A 17,079-nucleotide genomic window follows, 5' to 3' on the forward strand; every position below is an offset into this window, starting at 1 on the left:
CCCGTGTCCTCCCGGCCGCTCATGAGCCGCTGTACTGCCCACCGGGCCGCGAGAGCCGGCCGACCTTCCAGGCGCCGCCTGCCGTGGCGGGAAGCCGCCGGGCGGTCTTCCTCGACCGGGACGGGGTGCTGAACGCCGACCGTCCCGCCTATGTCCGGAGCCGCGACGACGTCGAGCTGCTGGCCGGCGCAGCGGCGGCAGTCGGCCGGCTGGCCGACGCCGGCCTGGCCGTCGTCGTGGTCACCAACCAGCAGGCGGTCGGCAAGGGAGTCCTCACCCTGGAGCAGGCAGTCGACATCCAACGGCACGTGCTGGAACTTCTGCGCCGGCCGCACCGCCCCGACCCCGCCTGGTACCTGTGCCCGCACCTCGAACGCGAGGGCTGTCCATGCCGCAAGCCAGCCCCCGGGATGCTGCTCCGGGCAGCTCGGGACCTCGGCCTGGATCTGGGCCGTTCCGTCCTGGTCGGGGACGCGCTCACAGACCTCCAGGCCGCCCGCCGGGCCGGGGTCAGCCCCTATCTGGTCCTCACCGGGCGCGGCCGGACCCAGCGCGCGCGCCCCGACGCGGACCTGGAGCGCGTCACCGTCCTGCCCGACCTCCCCCGCGCCGCCGACGACATCGTCCGTTCCCTCTGACCCGCCACCCCACTAGGCCGACGCAGCCCCGCACTCACAGGAGTCGCCCAATGTTCACCCCAGGCGCCGCGCAGCCGCGCCCCGCCCCGGCCACCGCCGCGGCCAAGGCACCGCTCCGGATCTCCCTGGCGGGAGGAGGAACCGACCTGCCCAGCTACGCCGCGGAGTTCGGCGGGGAGGTCGTCGCCGTGGCCATCGACCGGTACGTGGGCGCCGTCGTCCACCCCTTCAGCTTCGACGGTTTTGTCCGCGGCTTCTGGGAGACCCCCGAGCAGGCCCCCACCGCTGCCGGGATCAGCAATCCGTTCGCCCGGGCGGCCCTGTTGCGCAGCGGCGTCACCGACAACGTCCAGGTCAGCTGCTTCGGCGATGCGCCCAGCGGCTCCGGGGCAGGCGGTTCCGCCGCCTTCACCGTCGCCCTGCTCCACGCGCTGGAGACCAGCCAGGGCCGGGAACCCTCGGCCGGCTGGCTGGCCATGACGGCGAGCGCCGTCGAGATGAGCGACCTGGGCCGCCCGGTGGGCGCGCAGGACCACTACACCAGTGCGCTCGGCGGCCTGCAGCACCTGCACATCGGGCGGGACGGGACGGTGGATGCGAACTCGATGCCGGTGACCGGGGAACTTGCCCACTACTTCGCGCACCGGCTGCTGCTGTTCCATACCGGGCTCAGCCGCGACGCCGCTCAGGTGCTGACGGCCCAGGCCGACGCGACCCGGACGGGCTCCGCCCGGGCCCGGGAACTGCTGCACGGTATCCGTGCGCTGGCACCGCTGATGGCTGACGCCCTGCGGGCGGGGCGGGCCGACGAGATCGGGCCGCTGCTCGAACTCCACTGGCAGCACAAGCGGCAGCTCTCCACCTCTGTGACCACCGGTCACCTCGACGAACTGCACGACCTGGCGCTGGCCAGCGGAGCCGACGGGGCGAAGGTCGTCGGAGCCGGCGGCGGCGGCTTCCTGCTCGTCAGCAGCAAGGACGGGGCCGAGGGCCGTCTCCGGGCCGAACTGACAGCGGTCGGGCTCCATGAACTGCCGTTCGCCGCCGAGCAGCACGGAAGCCGCGGCGTACGGCTCGAAGCGCATGACCACTGACCCTGCCCCTCAGCAGAAAAGGAATAGCACCATGGCCCAGCTCTTCTTCGCGCGTCACGGCGAGACCGCGAACAACGCTGCGCGCACACTGTCCACCGCGCCGCCCGGCCCCTCCCTCAACGAGTCCGGCCTCCAGCAGAGCCGTGCCCTGTCGCAGGCACTCGCAGCCGCCCCGCTCGCCGCGGTGTACTGCAGCCCGTTGACCCGGGCCCGGGAGACCGCCGCCGAGGTGGCCGGGCCCCGGTCGCTGAAGCCGCATGTGCTGCCGGAACTGCGCGAGCTGTCGGTCGGTACCCTGGAAGGCCGCTTCGACGACGCCGTCTTCGCCCAGCTGGAGTCGGTGTACCTGCTCTGGGCCGAGCACGAGCGGCTGGACATACCCGCCGGCCCGGAGGGGGAGACCGGCGCAGCCGTGCTGGAACGGTTCCGCGCCGCCGTCCTGCGGATCGCGGAGCGGGACGAGGCCGCCCTGGTCGTCTCGCACGGCGGGGTGCTGCAGTTCGCCCTGCCGTACCTCTGCGCGAACCTGCCCAACAACCACGGCATCGTCAACTGGCTCCGCAACTGCGAACTGGTGGAGGCCAGCGTCGACGGCGACCGCATCGAGTGCGTCTCCTGGGCCGGCACCCGCGCCGACGACCTGCGAGCGGCTGGATGACCGAGACCTCGCGGTCGGCAGCGGCGGTGGACAGCAGCGCCCACGGCGGCGGCGCATGGGGCCGGATCCAGCAGACCCTCGGTATCCCCGACGTCAGCGGGCACGGCCGACTGCTCGCCGCGGTGGTCATCGACACGGTCGGCGTCGGTGCCTTCCTCCCGCTGTCCTTCCTCTACTTCACCCTGCACTCGGGCCTGGACACCGCGACCGTGGGAGCCATGGTCAGCGCGGCCTCGGTGGCAGCCCTGTTCCTGGGGCTGCCGGCGGGCTGGCTGGCCGACCGGTTCGCGCCCCGCACCCTGCTGGTCGTCAACAACGTCGTGGTGGCCGCCGGATACGCGCTCTTCCCCGTCGCCCACCATGCCGCCGCCGTCTTCGCCGTGGTCTTCGTGGTCATGGCGACCGACCGGGTCTACTGGGCGGCCTGGCCGAAGCTGGTCAGCTCCCTGGCGACCCCTGCCACCATGGACCCCTGGTTCGCGTTCACCGAAACGGTGAAGAACGCCTGCATGGGGCTGGGGGCCATCGCCGGCACCCTGCTGCTGGCGGGCGGCGGCATCGATGCCGCCGGATACCTGCTGCTGGTGGACGTGGTCAGCTCGGTGGCCGCGGCAGTGGTCATGATGACGCTGCGGCCTCATCCGTCGTACGGGTCCCGGAACGCGACCGAGTCCGCGGCAGGCACGCCGGCCACGCCGGGCAGTTGGGCGAGACTGCTCAAGGACCGGCCGCTGACCCTGTTCATCGCCTCGCAGGCCGGAACCGCCTGCGCATGGATCCTGCCCACCGTGGTCCTCCCCTTCTACTACCTGAACCAACTCCACCTGCCGGCCGACGTGGCCGTCAGCGTGTTCACCCTCAGCACCGTCATCCAGGTGCTGTTTCAGAGCTACGCCACCAAACGGCTGTCCGTGTTCCGCCGCCGGGACATCCTGCTCGTCTCGCACGCGGCGCTGCTAGCGACGATCGGCGTACTGGTGAGCCTCCAGTGGGTGCACGGCGCGACCCGCCTGGTCCTGGCCGTCGGCGTCGGCGTGCTCCTGGGTCTCGCAACCATGGCCTACGTACCCGCGGCCAACTCGGTGGTGGCGCTCGCTGCGGCGCCGGGTGTGCAGGGGCGCGCGCTGTCGTTCTTCCAGACCGCCCAGGCGGCAGCCGTCGCCGTCGCCCCCGCCCTGGTCGGACAGGTGCTCACCCGGGCCACCAATCTGCTCTGGATCGCCATGGGCCTGCTGATCGCGCTGGGTGCGCTCGGCAGCGGCGTCACGGCCCGGTTGCTGCCCGGCCTGGCGACCGGACGTCCGGCACACCCACACTCCACTCCAGCAGAAGGAAACCCGCAGTGACCGAACTCACCCCCACGCTCGGTGTACGGCCCCCGCTTCCGCCCGCGACCCCGGTCCAGGCGGTCTTCCTGGACGTCGGCGGCGTGTTGTTCATCCCGGACCCGAACCTCCTCACCGTGGCCCTGGCCGAGGTGGGGCTCAGCTGCACCCACGAGACGGTCGACCGTGCCGTCTTCAGCCCCGGCCGTATCGACCTGGGCATGGGCGCCGACGATTCGGAGGACCTGGTCCGCCTGCACGGCCGGGCCTTCGCCGAGCGACTCGGCCTCCCCGAGCAACTGATCGAGCCGCTGCTGCACGAGGTGCTCGGCGTCCTGGAAGCCGACTGGGTTCCCCGGCGGCCGGACGAGACCGTACCCGCGCTCCGCCGGCTGCATGCGCTCGGTCTGCCGGTCGTGCTGGTCACGAACGCGGAGGGCGAAGCCGCCGAGGTGCTGGGCCGCCACGGGCTGTGCCAGGTCGGCGCCGGTCCCGGGGTGCCCGTCCACGCCATCGTCGACTCGGGCAACGAGAACACTGCCAAGCCCGATCCGGAACTGTTCCGGATCGCGATGCGCACCGTGGAGGGAGTTCCGGCGGACCGGATCCTGCACGTCGGCGACAGCATCCGCAACGACGTCGAGTGCGCCGAGGCGGCAGGGCTGGAAGCCGTGCACTTCGACCCGTACGGCATCTGCCCCGAGCAGGGGCATCGGCACCTGGCCTCGCTGCACGACCTGGTCGAGGAGCTGACGGTACGCAACGGTGCGGTCCGGCCATGACGACACCGGCCAAGGACCGCTCCGCCGAGCTCTTCGTGCGTACCCGCCGGCACCTGCGAGCACGCCGCCACCACCTGACGGCGCTGGCCCGGGCGGCCCATCAGGGGACGGATCCGCTGCTGCCGGTCGTCGCCGCAGCGGGCTGGATCCCGCGCAGCCCGCTGCCGGTGTCCGACCTCAGGCTCAGCCTCGCCGAAGATCCCGGCGGCACCCGGGGCGCCCTGGCCGCCGCTGAGGCGTACTGGCCCGTCGGCGCTTCCGGCCGGCCAAAAGCGCCGAGCTACGCCGACGCCGTCACCCGCTACGACCCGCCGACCCTGTGGTTCGACTCCCCGGTCTACCGACTGCTCCGGGCCGAGCCCTCGTCGGGGGCCGGCCTGACGATGGAGTTCAGCACCGCCCGGTACTTCGACGCCCAGGACACCGCCGAATCCCTGGGCTACGAGGCCGCATTGCGTGACCTCACGCACTGCCCGGACGTGCTGGGCGGCCGCCTGCGGACCCACTTGGCCGACCCCTTCGCGCTGGAGCGCCGGTGCGCGGCCACCGGCGTCGACACGCTGACCCTGATCGTGGACGGCTCCAGCACCCGGTTCCTCATGCACCACAGGTCGGCCATCGGTACGGCGGGCGTTCAGAACGCCTACCATGTCGTTCCCGCCGGGGAGTTCCAGCCCCGCTCGGCCCCGCGGGCCGGGGCGGGGGAGGACCTCGACCTGGTCGACTGCGTGGTGCGGGAGTACGTCGAGGAGTTGCTCGGCGCCGAGGACTCCAACCTGCATGACCAGCTGGACCCGGCCCACAGCGCCTCCTATCCGGCCGTCGGCGAGGCCATCCGCAGTGGCGCGGCCCGGTTGAGCGTTCTGGGCCTGGGGCTCGACCCGCTCACCTGGAAGCCGGAGATCCTCACCGTGTGCGTCTGGCCGGTAGAGGTCTTCAACCGTGTGTTCCCCGGGCTCGTCGCCGAGAACGAGGAGGGAACCCTGCTCTTCGGCGCCCACGGCGACCGCCCTGGGATGCCGTTCAGCGACGAGCAGGTGAGCCGTTACCTCGACCAGCCGGGGCTCTTCGCCGGAGCGGGCGCCTGTCTTGCCCTGGCCCGCCGCTGGCATCGTGAGCTGGGCCTGCCGCTGGCCTGACGTGGAGCGCGAGCGGTTCGGCGGTCCACGCTCCGGCTTCCGGTCAATCGGCGGGTCCGGCCGCGTCGCTGCTGGTGGGCGCTCGCCGAGTCGTGGACATGCGACGCCAGGGGAAACCGCACCGCCGCACCGACGTCACGGGCGCCGTCTCCCGCTTCGAGTACACGTACTTCGACCGGTTGTCAGCGCGTACAACTACTTCCGCCACTACGACCCCGAAACCGCCCGCTACCTCACCCCCTGACCCCCTCGGTCTCACCCCCGCCCCCAACCCCAACACCTACGTCCACAACCCGTACACCAGGACCGATCCACTCGGTCTCGAAGAGTGCGGCGAGGACCTGATCTCGGTCTCCCGCAAACAGACCGACCACCCACTGAGCCAGCGGATTCACATCGGTGAGAACGGCGAGGTGACGATCACCGGTAAAGGCAAGCTCTATCTGAACATGAGCGGCAATAACAAGCACACGTTGGAATACCGGGACGACGGCGGCCAGATTCGTCTCCTTCGAGATCTCCGAAGATTACCTGGTCAAGGTCCTTCACCCGCACGGAATGGAAAGGCCTGCTCCAGGAGTACCCGGAAATCTCCGATCCGACCAAGGGGAAGGACCTCTACGGAATCCCGACCAAGCTCCTCGACGAACTCCGCGACAACTTCATCAAGGGCTCCGGACGCGTCGAACAGGAAGGATAGGATCGTGCGATGATCCACAGCGAGGAGAGTGTCGCTGCCGAACTGGACCGTGTTCGGCAGCGTCCCGCGATCGAGTCGGCTCCGCCGGTTCTGGCCGCTTTCACCGTCGATGTATTCGAGGGGACCCCCGAGGCGTACGCGCTACGCGTACGTCGCGTCCTGTCCGCCGCCCTCCACCTGGCCTGCACGGCGGAGTTCGACGATGAAGATCAGCCGGCGGACGAGTTCCCTGACTGGTTCAAGACTGTCTCCGTCCGGGACGGCGAGGTGCCGCCACAGGAATTCGCCCGACACGGCCGCACCGCGTACATGGACCGTAGCGGTGAAGGGCCTTGGTCCTTGCAGGACTGGATCTATCGGTTCGATCCGGACGAGGATTCTCGCGGCTGGGAGTTCTGGGACATCGTCGGGGTGGGGCCGTCGCGGCTCCGCGTCTGGGTCGACAGCTGGGGGGAATCCTTCTTCGGCTCCCTTGAGCTGCTGTGGCTGCTGTACACGGCCGGTGCCACACATGTCGAGGGACCGGAAGTCCACAAGGCGGGTACGTGGGCGTCCGAGGTGCGCGGTCGGTGACGGAGGCAGAACAGGGGCGGAACCGGCGTTGCGTGCTGGGACGTTCGTAGCGCCATTCGAGCGCGAACGCATGACGTGGATCAAACCATCGTTCCTGTGGATGATGTATCGCTCCGGCTGGGCCCGGAAGCCGAACCAGGAAAGAATTCTGCGGATCGACATGGACCGGGCCGGGTTCGAACGGGCGTTGGCACACGTGGCCCTCGGCCACTTCCAGCCTTGGTGTGCACGAGGACCGGGCTCAGTGGCGAGCGGAGGTCCGGATCGACCGGTCCTCGGCGCCGAACAGATGGACACCGTCCGGTATGGCCACCGCGTCGTGTGGAGACCTCTGCCTCAGCCGGAAGCCCGGCCCCGGCTCGCGACAGAGGTGGGCCCGGTCATCGCGTCCGGATGACCGGGCCCGTGGAAGGGGCACGACGAAAGATCTGGGGCTACTTCATGTAGACGAGCCCGTCGGTGGTGATGGTCGGGCGTCCGGAAGTGCCCACGACGACGATTTTGATGGTGTGGGCGGAACTGGTGGACCAGTTCTTGGTCCACACCGCGTCCCGGTACTTGGTAGCGGTGGACTTCAGATCGACGGTGGCCGTCTTGACGCCGTCGACGTAGACGTATGCCTGTCCGGAACTGCTGGCACGCGAGACCACCCAGGCTGCTGAGCGGCCGGTGAACTTCCAGGTGAGCGAGGCGTTCTTGGAACCGGAGGAGTAGGACTTGCCGCCCAGGTAACTGCTGGAGGACTTGGTGGTCCAGGTGCCGGTCCGGGTGGCCGAGGTCTCCTGGAGGATCACCGGGGTGGCCGTGGTGGTCGCGGTGGTGGCGTTGCCGGCCTGGTCGCGGGCCGTCATCGACCAGGTGGTGGCGGTGCCGGAGTTCGAGGTCAGCGCGGTCGTGTAGGTGGTCGGGCCGTAGGTGTGCGCGGACGGCACCGTCAGGCGCACCTCCTTCAGCGCTGCGGTGTCGGTCGCCTTCCAGCCCAGGGCGACGGGAACGGCGGTGGGGTTGACGGTGCCGGTGCTCAGGGTCACCGAGGGCTTGGTGGTGAAAGTGGGTGCGGTGGTGTCGGCGATGACGGTGGCGTCGGGTGTCACCGCGGTGCGGCCCGAGACGTGTACCGCTCGCACGGCGACGGTGTGGGTGCCCGCACCCAGGGTCACAGGGGCGGAGGTGGCGGTCGGGTCGGCGGTGGCTGCGATCTTGCCGTCGACGAGCACCTCGTAGCGCTTCACAAGTGATGCCGGCGAGGTGATGGCCCAGTTCACCGTGAGGGGGCCCTTGGTGTAGGCGGTGGTGCCGACGACACCGGCCTGACCGAAGGGCTTGAGCGCGAGTCCGGTGACGGGCCCGCCGGCGAGGGTGCGGATGCCGGCCAGGGAGGCGTAGAGCTTGTCGCCGGGGCACTCGGTGGAGTATCCGTCACGGTGCCCGGAGATCCGGTAGAAACTGGCCGTCTGCCCGAGCTTGAACTTGCCGTTGTCCAGACCGGCCGTCAGATCGACCTTACCGGCGGGGTCGTTGCCGTACTGGCCGAGCTTCCAGGCGGCCAGGCGGGCCACGGAGGCCTTGGCCGCGGAGGATGCGTCGATCGAGGAGTACTCACCCAGGACCGCGATGCCGACGGTGTTGGTGTTGAAGCCCGGGGTGTGGGCGCCGATCACCGGCCGGTCCACACCTCCCTTGCGCCCCTCGAAGATCGTTCCGCACTTGTCGACAAGGAAGTTGTAACCGATGTCCTTCCAGCCGTTGGACTGGATGTGGTACGTGCGGATGGCGCGGACCATGGCAGCGGAGTCCGCGCAGGAGTAGTCGTTGGCGTTCACGGTGTGGTGGACGAAGACCGCCTTGACCTCGGTGCCGTACTCGGGTGCCTCACTGTTCAGCGACTCGTCGGCCCCCCACTGGGCGCGGGTGACGATCGGCGGTTCGGGCGCGTTCGACACCGGGGCCGGCGGCAGCGTGGGGGTGGCCGATCCGCTCGGTGTCGGAGACGGGGAGACAGTGCCCGTGGTCGGCGAGTCGCTCGGCGACGGCGTGCTCGGCGAGGAGCTCGGCTCGACCACCGGTGCATCCGTGCCCGTGCCCGTGCTCGGGTCCGCCGACTCGCTCGTACCGTCGTCCGGCGTCGCCGTGGGCTCGTCGATCTTGAAGGCGACTGGATCTGCGTTCACCGCGGCACGGCCAACGCCCGGGTCGACCATCTCCAGCCGCATGCCGGCCGGAAGGGGTGAGCCGTGTCCGTCCACGCGGGCCTGGACACCGTTGGACGGGCCCACCCAGGCAGGGTCGGTTGCGCCGCGTCGACTCTCCTCCGCCGCGGCGCCGTTGCCACCGGTGTCCAGGGTGACCCACGATCTCCACGCGCCGGTGCGGGCGTTGCGAGTCCGTACCTGCACGGTGCCCGGGAGCTGCGCGGACGGCTTGGTCCACGACAGACCGATCAGGCTGAACTGATCGGTGCCGCGCTCGGGCACCTCGGCCCGGTCGCCGTCGGCCTTCACCGCCGTGGTGTGCACGGTGGTGCTGACCGGCCCGGTCACCGGTGTGGCGTTCTTGCTGTCCGGCCCTTTGGCACTTCCATGAACCCCCTGGAACACGATGACGCCGGTCACCGTCGCCGCCACCACCGCTGCAGCGGTGCCCCACACACGTCTCTTCATGTCTTTCGACGCCCCCTCATGACTTGCGGCATCTCACATCGGGAGCACTCCTCAACCGATGCGTGCCGGGGCAATGGAAGCATGGCAGCGGGAAAGTCGCGCAATCGGCGGCGACTACTGAGGTTGAAAGCGTGATGTCGTCATGGTGGGGCGAGTGCGAGTCCGGTTCCGGTGAGGCAGCCGTCGAGGACGTCGTGGCGGTACTGGAGTTGGCGTAGGCCCCGCCGGATGGCGGTGATCAGGTCATGCGGGTCAGCGACAGCACGGTTTGCCGTGGTGGTGCGCCGCAGCACCGACCAGATGCCTTCGACCGGGTTGAGGTCCGGTGCGCAGGACGGGAGTTGGCAGACGGTGAGCCAGTTCCGCTCGGCGATGTAGCGGCGCATCCCGGCGGTCAGGTGGGTGTTCAGATTGTCCCGGACCAGCACGATCGGGCCGCCGAGTTGCTGGTGCGCGGTCTGGATCAGGTCGCGGTAGTCCTGCCAGGAGAAGCTCTTGCGTCCATCGGGCCGGGGCATCGGGGCAGGGCTTGGTAGTTCAGCCGGGAGCGTTCGCCGGGTTTGTGGCAGGCCAGGGCGGCGACGGATGAGCGGGGGCGGGAGCGGCCTCGCACGCGCACGACGGGAGTGCGGCCGCGGCGGGACCGGGTGTGGCGGGTGGGCGGCGTCATCGAGAATCCGGCTTCGTCCTCGAAGACGAGCCAGGATCCCGCACACACAGACATGCGGATGCGAGGGTTCCGTAGAACCTTTTGGACTCGTCATGGGTTCGTAAGGCGATCGGCGGTCGGTGCGGGGCTGCTCCGGGGCCGGTCGGTGCCCGGCGGCGTGTGTCCGGGTGCGGAGTGAGGTGCGCCTGTCCGCTCAACGGTGTGAAGAAGGGCCGTTCGGCCCTATCGGGGCCGGGTGTCTCACGGCCGATCATGTAGCGGCGACCGGGAGGGCCAGGCCCGTTCACGCACTTCTGTTCCTTCCCGGCTCGTCGACGACACCAGTTGAGGGGGAGGGCGCCGTTCGGCTCCGGCGCTCGGAGCGGCAAGCATCACGCATGTGGCCGACCGGTCGGTGCCTCCCTCTCCAGCAGATCGGTGCGCAACTCGAGAGTGGTCACTCCGTGCCACCGGCGCACCGCCCGCCGAAGTGCGCTCACGTCGGCGAAGCCCGCTTGACGGGTGATGTCACGAAGCGTCAGTTCCCGTCGTTGCAGCAGTTGTTCGACTCGTTCGCGGCGTACTCCGTCGACGATCTCCTCGTACGTGGTGCCGCACTCGGCCAGGCGACGGCGCAAGGTGCGTTCGCTGGACGCGTGCCTGCGGGCCTGCTCGAGGAACGAGGGGATGGCCGGCAGGCTCTGCGCGACGGAGATCTCCAGCACCTCGAGCAGGTCCTGCTGCTCGCGCCGTGACGTCATGTGCTTCTCCATCACGCCGAGCACCGAGGCGTAGGTGATGGGGTCCCGCCCCGGCATGGCCGTACGGGCCCAGCGAGTGGGGATCACCATGCGGTTGCGGGCGGCGCCGAAGCGCACCGGGCAGCGGAACAGTTCGTCGAACGGGCGGGTGTCGCGCGGGGCCGGGAAGGTCAACTCGACCGCCTGCGGGGCGAATGCGGCGCCGACGCTCAGACGGGTGAGGGTGACGACGCTGGAGTACGCCTCCTCGATCAGGAAGACGGCGACCGCCGGATCCAGTGCGGGGTCCGGCAGATCGGCGCACAACACGTAGCCGACGTCCTCCCAGTGGGCCGACCACACCGTCATCGCCCCGGAGAGGTTCTGGTAGCGCACGCCCGTCTCGATGGCCTGCTCCTGGGTGTCGGCGGCCATCATGGCGAAGCCGAGCAGCCCCCACGCGGTCAGGTGCTGAGCCGCGCCCACGCGCAGCCCCAGATGTTCGTCCCCGGTCAGCTCCACCGCCTGGCGGATGACGTCACTGCCCTGCCGGTAGGAGACCCGCAGCGCGGCGGAGTCCATCACCGTCGGGTCCAGCCCCACACCGGTCAGCAGCGGCTGCAGATCGACGCCGTACGCGTCGGTGACCCGGACGAGGTAGTGCAGGATGTTCGGCGCGATGGTGGCCGAGGTGCTGCGGCTGGTTCCCGGAGAAGTGACCCCGGCGGGGGCGTCGGGCATTGCGTTCCCTCTCACCAGGGAGTTTCTCGCTTCACTGTAGGCAGCCGGGCCCCGCCTGTCGCGGGCGTGGCCGCCAGAGCCCCCATTCCGGCCTCCGGCGCACTGCAAGCGGCCTTCCCGCCTCTCTACCTTTACGGAAACCCGCCTGTCCGCCGTACGTGACCCCATGGAGCACCAGCGCGAGAGCGCACAACACGAAGGCTCGCCATGACCGCACCTCTTCATGCCCCGGTTCCGCGACGATCTGTGCGCCGGAGCCCGCTCGCGCCCGCCCGACGGGCCGTGGCGACGGTTTTCGCCGCCCAGGGGGCAGCGGTGGCTGCGGTGTCCACCACGGTGCCCGCCGTCAAGGAGCGTCTCTCGATCTCTCCGCTGACGATGACCGTGCTTGTCGTGGCCGTAGCGTTGAGCGCGGGCGTCGGGAGCTTCGCCGGACTGGCCGTGATCCGGCGTCTGGGGCTGGTCGCCGCCATGCGGGTCGCGGTCGTGACGACCGCCACGGCTCTGCTGCTGATCGGCTGGGCTCCCGGCCAGGCCGTGGTCGCGGTGTCCTACGGCTTGTTCGGCATGGGACTGGGGTGCATCGACGTGTCGGCGAACACCAGGGCCGCGGCCGTCGAACGCCACTACGGCCGGAGTGTCTTCGCTTCCTTCTATGCCGCCTGGAGCGCCGCCGGTGCCGCTGCCGCCCTGCTGACCGCGGGCACGGCCGACCTCGGCTGGCCGGCCGAGTACACCCTGACCGCACAGGCCGGCCTCGTCCTGGCCCTCGCCCTGACCGTACGCTCGCACGCGCTTCCCACCGATGCGCCGATCGCCGTGTCCGGCCATGAGGAGCCCGTCGTGCTCGGCCGCGGGCTGTGGGCCGACCTCGCCCCGTTCGGCCTTGTTCTCGTGGTCGCCTACGTCATCGACTCCACGGTCTCGTCGTGGTCGACGCTGTATCTCCACCAGACCCTGGACGCCGCCCTGTCCGTCGCGCCTCTGGCCTATGCGGCCTACCAGGTCGGCACCGTCACCGGGCGGGCCTGCGCCGACCACCTCGTCCGCAGGACGGGCCCGGCGGCCGTGGTCCGTGCCGCCACCCTGCTCACCGCTGCGGCCCTGGCCGGACTGGCGGCCGCGCCCTCCTGGCCGTACGCGGTCCTGGCCGCCGCTGGCACCGGGCTCGGGGTCTCCGCACTGGTCCCCCTGTGCCTCGCCTCCGCCGGACGTCTGCGACCGGGGGCGACCGAAGCGGTCCTGGCCCGTATGAACCTCTTCAACTACACGGGTGTGCTCGTCGGCGGCGCCGCCAGCGGGGTCCTCGGCTCCACCGGCCACTTCCGGCTCGCCTACGGGATACCCGTCGTGCTCGTCCTCGCGCTCCTGACGACCGCAGGTTCTTTCAACCACCGGTCCGCGGCGTAGGCCGCACGCACCCGCCGCCGGTCGGTCCTTTCCGTCCGGACGGTGATGCCGTCCGGACGGTGATGCCGTTCGGGCCGTGTTCCCGAAGCGGCCGTCCTCTTGCGGCAGCGGGTCCCACGTCGTTCACAGCATCCGGCGCAGCAGCCGTTCCTTCAAGGCAGTGAAGGGCGGGTAGGCGAGCCGGAGCAGGTCCGGGAAGAGCGGCTTGTCCAGGACCGCCTTGGCGTGGCTGAAGGTGTCGATGGAGTGCTCGCCGTGATACCGGCCGAAGCCGCTCTCGCCGACGCCGCCGAACGGCAGGCCGGGGACGGTCAGATGGGCGTTGGGGACGCCGAACGCCAGGGCGCCGGAGGAAGTCTCCGTCGCCAGGCGGCGCTTGCTGGCGGAGGAGGCGGTGAAGGCGTAGAGGGCGAGGGGCTTGTCCCGTTCGGTGATGAAGGAGATGGCCGCGTCCAGGTCGGGGACCTGGACGACGGGGAGGACGGGACCGAAGATCTCCTCGTTCATCACCGGTGCGTCGGGGGCGACCTCGGCGAGGACGGTGGGGGCTATGTAGCGGCTGTCGCGGTCGTGCCCACCGCCGATGACGGTGCGTCCGTCCTTGAGGAAGCCGACTAGCCGGTCGAAGTGGCGGGTGCTGATGATGCGGCCGTAGTCGGGGCCGGCAGCCGGATCTTCTCCGTACATGTCGCGGACGGCCGCGGCGAGGTGGGGTTCGAGTGCGGTGGCCGTCTCGCCCACGGCGAGGACGTAGTCCGGTGCGGTGCAGGACTGGCCGGCGTTCATGAACTTCCCCCAGACGATGCGGCGGGCCGCCGTGGCCAGGTCGGCGCCGGGTTCCACCACGGCGGGGCTCTTGCCGCCCAGCTCCAGGGTCAGCGGGGTGAGGTGGCGTGCGGCGGCGGTCATGACGATCCGCCCGACGGTGCCGTTGCCGGTGTAGAAGATGTGGTCGAAACGCTGCTCCAGCAAGTCCGTCGTCTCGGGGACACCTCCCTCGACCACGGCCACGGCCTGCTCGTCGAGATGGAGCGGCAGCAGCCGGGCGAGAGCGGCAGACGTGGCGGGGGCGAGTTCGCTGGGCTTGACGAGGGCGCAGTTGCCCGCGGCGAGCGCGCCGACCAGTGGTGCCAGGGCCAGCATCACCGGGTAGTTCCACGGGCTGATGATCAGCACCGTCCCCAGTGGCTCCCGGACGACCCTGGCGCGGGCGGGCGCGAGGGCGAGGGGCACGCGGGTGCGGCGCGGGCGCAGCCATGAGTTCAGGTGGGCGAGCGCGTGGTCGATCTCGTTGACGGTGAAACCGATCTCCGTGGTGAACGCCTCCATGGGGCTCTTGCCGAGATCGGCCCGCAGTGCGTCCCGAAGTTCGTCCGCGTGATCGGTCAGCAGACTCCGCAGGGCTCGTAGCTGGGCGCGACGCCAGGCCACGGGTTTGGTCCGCCCGGCCGCGAACGTGGCGTGCAGGCGGGAGACGACGGTCGCGACAGTGGTCGCGGGGGCTTCGGCTTCGGTGAGATGCGGCATGCGGTCAGCATATGCGAAACGAAGTCATTTCGTTTCGTATATGCTGGATCGTATGACCAGCGACACAACCCTCGACCACGAGCGGGGCACACCGCGCGGTCGTCCTCGTGACGCCGCCCGGGACCGCGCACTGCTCGACGCCACCGTCGCGCTCCTGACCGAGCGGGGGTACGGCGCTCTGACGACGGCCGCTGTGGCCGCTGCGGCCGGTGTGTCCACGGCAACCCTGTACCGGCGCTGGCGCTCGAAGGAGGACCTGGTGGCCGCAGCCGTGATGATGTGCGGAAAGGAGCTCTCCGAGGAAGTCGAGACCGGCACGCTGGAGGGCGATCTGCGGACCGTGCTGCGTGGCAAGGCGGCTTTCCTGACCGGCCCCGGTGGGCGCCTGCTGCGCGCCCTGCTGGGGGAGGCCGCGCACAACGCCATCCTGGCCGACGCCCTGACCACCGCGTTCACGGTGCCCATGCACGAGCGGGTGTCCCAGGTGGTGCGAAGGGCCGTGGACCGGGGTGAGATCCCGCCGGTCGACCAGCCCGAGCTGGTGGCGGATCTGGTGATGGGACCGATGATCAGCCGCTTGCTGCTCGTCGCCCGCATGCCGGACGACTCCGACGCGGTGCACGCCCGGCACACGGCCGATCAGCTCCTGCCCTTCTTGCTGCGAGCCCTGGGCGCCGCGCCGGGGCGCTCGCCGGGCACGGCGCCGGACACGCGGCGCTGACACCGGGCCGCCCGGCGGGGCATCGAAGCCCAGGAAGCCCAGGAAGCCAAGGCCGGCGAGCCGGCCCAGGGCAAGGCCGCCGTCACGCCGTCAGCGCGGCTCCAGCACCGGGGCCGTGGCGGCGAGCGCGTCCGCGGCGGCGAGGTCGAAGTCCCCGTGGTCACTGCCGAGCCCCTGCGCCACCAGCGCCGCCGCCGCACAGCCGAGCACGGCGCACTCCCGCAAGGGGCGGCCCAGTCCGAGTCCGCGCAGAAAGCCGGCCGAGAACGCGTCGCCGCAGCCCGTGGTGTCCACCACCCCGACCGCGAAGGCCGGGACCCTGGTCACCTCGTCCGCGGTGACCACGAGAGCGCCGCGGGCGCCCCGGGTCGTGGCGACGCAGCCGACCCCTTCCGCGAGGAATCTGCGCGCGCCGTCCTCCAGCGTGGCCGCGCCGGTGAGACCCAGCACCTGTTCCTCGTTGGACAGCAGGTGGTCCAGATACGGCAGAGCGGGCGCGATCCAGTCGAACAGGCCGCTGTCGCCGGAGGCGAGCAGGTCGGCGGAGGTGACCACACCCGCGGCCTGCGCGGGACCGAGGATCTTCGCCGCGGCGTCACCGCCCATCAGCTCGGGTGCCCCCATGTGCAGGTGGGTGGCCCGGACGATCTCGGTGAGCACGGCGTCGTCCGGCCTGTAGGCGAGGTTCGCGCCCAGGACGTGGAAGGCGGGGCGGCTGCCGTCGGGGCGGATGGGCAGCACCGAGGCCGAGGTCTGGGTGTCGTCGCGCCGCAGGACGAGAGAGGTGTCCACGCCCTGGGCTTCCAGCATGCCCAGCAACAGGTCACCGATCGCGTCGGTGCCCACCGCGCCGGCGGTGCGCACCGCCGCGCCCAGCTTGGCCAGCGTCAGCGCGGTACCGGCGGCCGTACCCGCCGGGCTGAACCGGATCTGCTCCACCAGCGCGGCGTTCTGCCCCTGCGGGATGGCCTCGACAGGCCGCACCAGCACGTCGAAGACGTGGGCGCCGAGTGCTATGACCGACTGGCTCATCAACGGCTCTTCTCTTTCGGGTCTTTCAGGGGGTGGGTGGTGCCGTAGCTGCGCCGCAGCGCGGCGGCGATGACGGCGGCCCGCTGGTCCTCGTCCAGGACCCGCGGTGTGCCGAGGGAGGCGGCGCGCAGGTAGAGGCCGCACGCCCACTCCAGCAGCAAGGCGTTCTCGACCGCCTTGGCGAGCGTCGGGCCGTACGCGACCGCGCCGTGGTTGGCCATCAGCGCCGCCGACCTGCCGTCGAGCGCCGCCAGGACCTGCTCGGCGAGTTCAGGGCTGCCGAAGACGGCGAACGGCGCGACCCGTATGGTGCCGCCGAGCGCGAGTTGCTGGTAGTGCACGCAGGGGAGTTCGTCGAGCACCAGGGACAGTGCGGTGGCCTGCGGTGAGTGGGTGTGCACCACGGCGCCGGCGTCGTACTGCCGGTAGATGCCGAGATGCAGGGCGAGTTCGGAGGTCGGCTCCGACTGCCCGGCGACCACGTTGCCGTCCGAGTCGACCACGGTGACCTGTTCGGGGGTGGCCTGCCCGAGGACGACGCCGGTCGCGGTGACCGCGACCTGGCCGTCGCCGGTCCACACGCTCACGTTGCCCGCCGTGCCGATCAGCAGTCCCGCGTCCGCGAGACGACGGGACGCCGCCGCCACGGATCGCCGCTGCTCTTCGAGGAACTCATGCGCCGCCGGCATG

At 70.8% G+C, this 17,079-nt stretch carries 15 protein-coding genes and 2 pseudogenes; 11 read left to right on the forward strand and 6 right to left on the reverse strand.

Annotated elements, in window-relative coordinates; translation table 11 throughout:
* The first annotated feature begins 83 nt into the window (after positions 1–83).
* The 9 genes and pseudogenes from ACWGKQ_RS08295 to ACWGKQ_RS08335 all read left to right on the forward strand — a co-directional run bounded on the left by ACWGKQ_RS08295 (position 84) and on the right by ACWGKQ_RS08335 (position 7,306).
* On the forward strand, positions 84–638 hold the full coding sequence (locus ACWGKQ_RS08295) for a D-glycero-alpha-D-manno-heptose-1,7-bisphosphate 7-phosphatase (protein WP_453291076.1): 555 nt from the start codon (positions 84–86) through the stop codon (positions 636–638).
* 50 nt (positions 639–688) lie between these two features.
* Complete coding sequence (locus ACWGKQ_RS08300) at positions 689–1,732, forward strand: GHMP family kinase ATP-binding protein (RefSeq protein WP_453291077.1); 1,044 nt, start codon at positions 689–691, stop codon at positions 1,730–1,732.
* 31 nt (positions 1,733–1,763) lie between these two features.
* A complete protein-coding gene (locus tag ACWGKQ_RS08305; RefSeq protein WP_453291078.1) occupies positions 1,764–2,390 on the forward strand; it encodes a histidine phosphatase family protein in 627 nt (208 codons plus the stop codon).
* Positions 2,387–3,736 carry an MFS transporter gene (locus ACWGKQ_RS08310; protein ID WP_453291079.1) on the forward strand — a complete coding sequence of 450 codons (1,350 nt, stop codon included), beginning with the start codon at positions 2,387–2,389 and terminating at the stop codon, positions 3,734–3,736. The genes ACWGKQ_RS08305 and ACWGKQ_RS08310 overlap by 4 nt, the downstream gene beginning before the upstream one ends.
* Entirely contained in the window at positions 3,733–4,497 is a 765-nt protein-coding gene (locus tag ACWGKQ_RS08315) for an HAD family hydrolase (RefSeq protein WP_453291080.1), read from the forward strand. The genes ACWGKQ_RS08310 and ACWGKQ_RS08315 overlap by 4 nt, the downstream gene beginning before the upstream one ends.
* Positions 4,494–5,636 carry a hypothetical protein gene (locus ACWGKQ_RS08320; protein ID WP_453291081.1) on the forward strand — a complete coding sequence of 381 codons (1,143 nt, stop codon included), beginning with the start codon at positions 4,494–4,496 and terminating at the stop codon, positions 5,634–5,636. Before ACWGKQ_RS08315 ends, ACWGKQ_RS08320 begins: the two co-directional genes overlap by 4 nt.
* A gap of 190 nt (positions 5,637–5,826) precedes the next feature.
* A pseudogene (locus ACWGKQ_RS08325) lies at positions 5,827–5,986 on the forward strand (RHS repeat-associated core domain-containing protein); the annotation flags it as partial.
* 359 nt (positions 5,987–6,345) lie between these two features.
* Positions 6,346–6,909 carry a hypothetical protein gene (locus tag ACWGKQ_RS08330; protein WP_453291082.1) on the forward strand — a complete coding sequence of 188 codons (564 nt, stop codon included), beginning with the start codon at positions 6,346–6,348 and terminating at the stop codon, positions 6,907–6,909.
* Positions 6,848–7,306, forward strand: coding sequence for a DUF4291 family protein (locus ACWGKQ_RS08335; RefSeq protein WP_453291083.1), 459 nt, complete (start codon positions 6,848–6,850; stop codon positions 7,304–7,306). Before ACWGKQ_RS08330 ends, ACWGKQ_RS08335 begins: the two co-directional genes overlap by 62 nt.
* Positions 7,307–7,343: 37 nt before the next feature.
* On the opposite strand, the gene ACWGKQ_RS08340 is transcribed toward ACWGKQ_RS08335, so the two are convergent.
* The 3 genes and pseudogenes from ACWGKQ_RS08340 to ACWGKQ_RS08350 form a co-directional block, all read right to left on the reverse strand.
* Positions 7,344–9,569, reverse strand: coding sequence for a peptidoglycan recognition protein family protein (locus ACWGKQ_RS08340; protein ID WP_453291084.1), 2,226 nt, complete (start codon positions 9,567–9,569; stop codon positions 7,344–7,346).
* A 140-nt stretch (positions 9,570–9,709) separates the two neighbouring features.
* Positions 9,710–10,302: pseudogene (locus ACWGKQ_RS08345) on the reverse strand (transposase); the annotation flags it as partial.
* 308 nt (positions 10,303–10,610) lie between these two features.
* Positions 10,611–11,699, reverse strand: coding sequence for an AraC family transcriptional regulator ligand-binding domain-containing protein (locus tag ACWGKQ_RS08350; protein ID WP_453291085.1), 1,089 nt, complete (start codon positions 11,697–11,699; stop codon positions 10,611–10,613).
* Between the two features lie 207 nt (positions 11,700–11,906).
* On the opposite strand from ACWGKQ_RS08350, the gene ACWGKQ_RS08355 reads away from it, so the two are divergent.
* A complete protein-coding gene (locus ACWGKQ_RS08355; protein ID WP_453291086.1) occupies positions 11,907–13,109 on the forward strand; it encodes an MFS transporter in 1,203 nt (400 codons plus the stop codon).
* Positions 13,110–13,232: 123 nt separating this feature from the next.
* Here the strand turns inward: ACWGKQ_RS08355 and ACWGKQ_RS08360 are convergent, their stop codons facing one another.
* Positions 13,233–14,636 carry an aldehyde dehydrogenase family protein gene (locus ACWGKQ_RS08360; protein ID WP_453291087.1) on the reverse strand — a complete coding sequence of 468 codons (1,404 nt, stop codon included), beginning with the start codon at positions 14,634–14,636 and terminating at the stop codon, positions 13,233–13,235.
* Positions 14,637–14,688: 52 nt separating this feature from the next.
* Here ACWGKQ_RS08360 and ACWGKQ_RS08365 point away from each other — a divergent pair, with 52 nt between their 5' ends.
* A complete protein-coding gene (locus ACWGKQ_RS08365; protein WP_453291088.1) occupies positions 14,689–15,357 on the forward strand; it encodes a TetR-like C-terminal domain-containing protein in 669 nt (222 codons plus the stop codon).
* Between the two features lie 90 nt (positions 15,358–15,447).
* On the opposite strand, the gene ACWGKQ_RS08370 is transcribed toward ACWGKQ_RS08365, so the two are convergent.
* Entirely contained in the window at positions 15,448–16,389 is a 942-nt protein-coding gene (locus ACWGKQ_RS08370) for a carbohydrate kinase family protein (RefSeq protein ID WP_453291089.1), read from the reverse strand.
* The gene (locus tag ACWGKQ_RS08375) at positions 16,389–17,078 is read right to left on the reverse strand and encodes a class II aldolase/adducin family protein (RefSeq protein WP_453291090.1); all 690 of its coding nucleotides are present in this window, start codon (positions 17,076–17,078) and stop codon (positions 16,389–16,391) included. The genes ACWGKQ_RS08370 and ACWGKQ_RS08375 overlap by 1 nt, the downstream gene beginning before the upstream one ends.
* Between the last annotated feature and the right edge of the window lies 1 nt (position 17,079).

It is taken from the genome of Streptomyces sp. NPDC054770 (assembly GCF_053611985.1).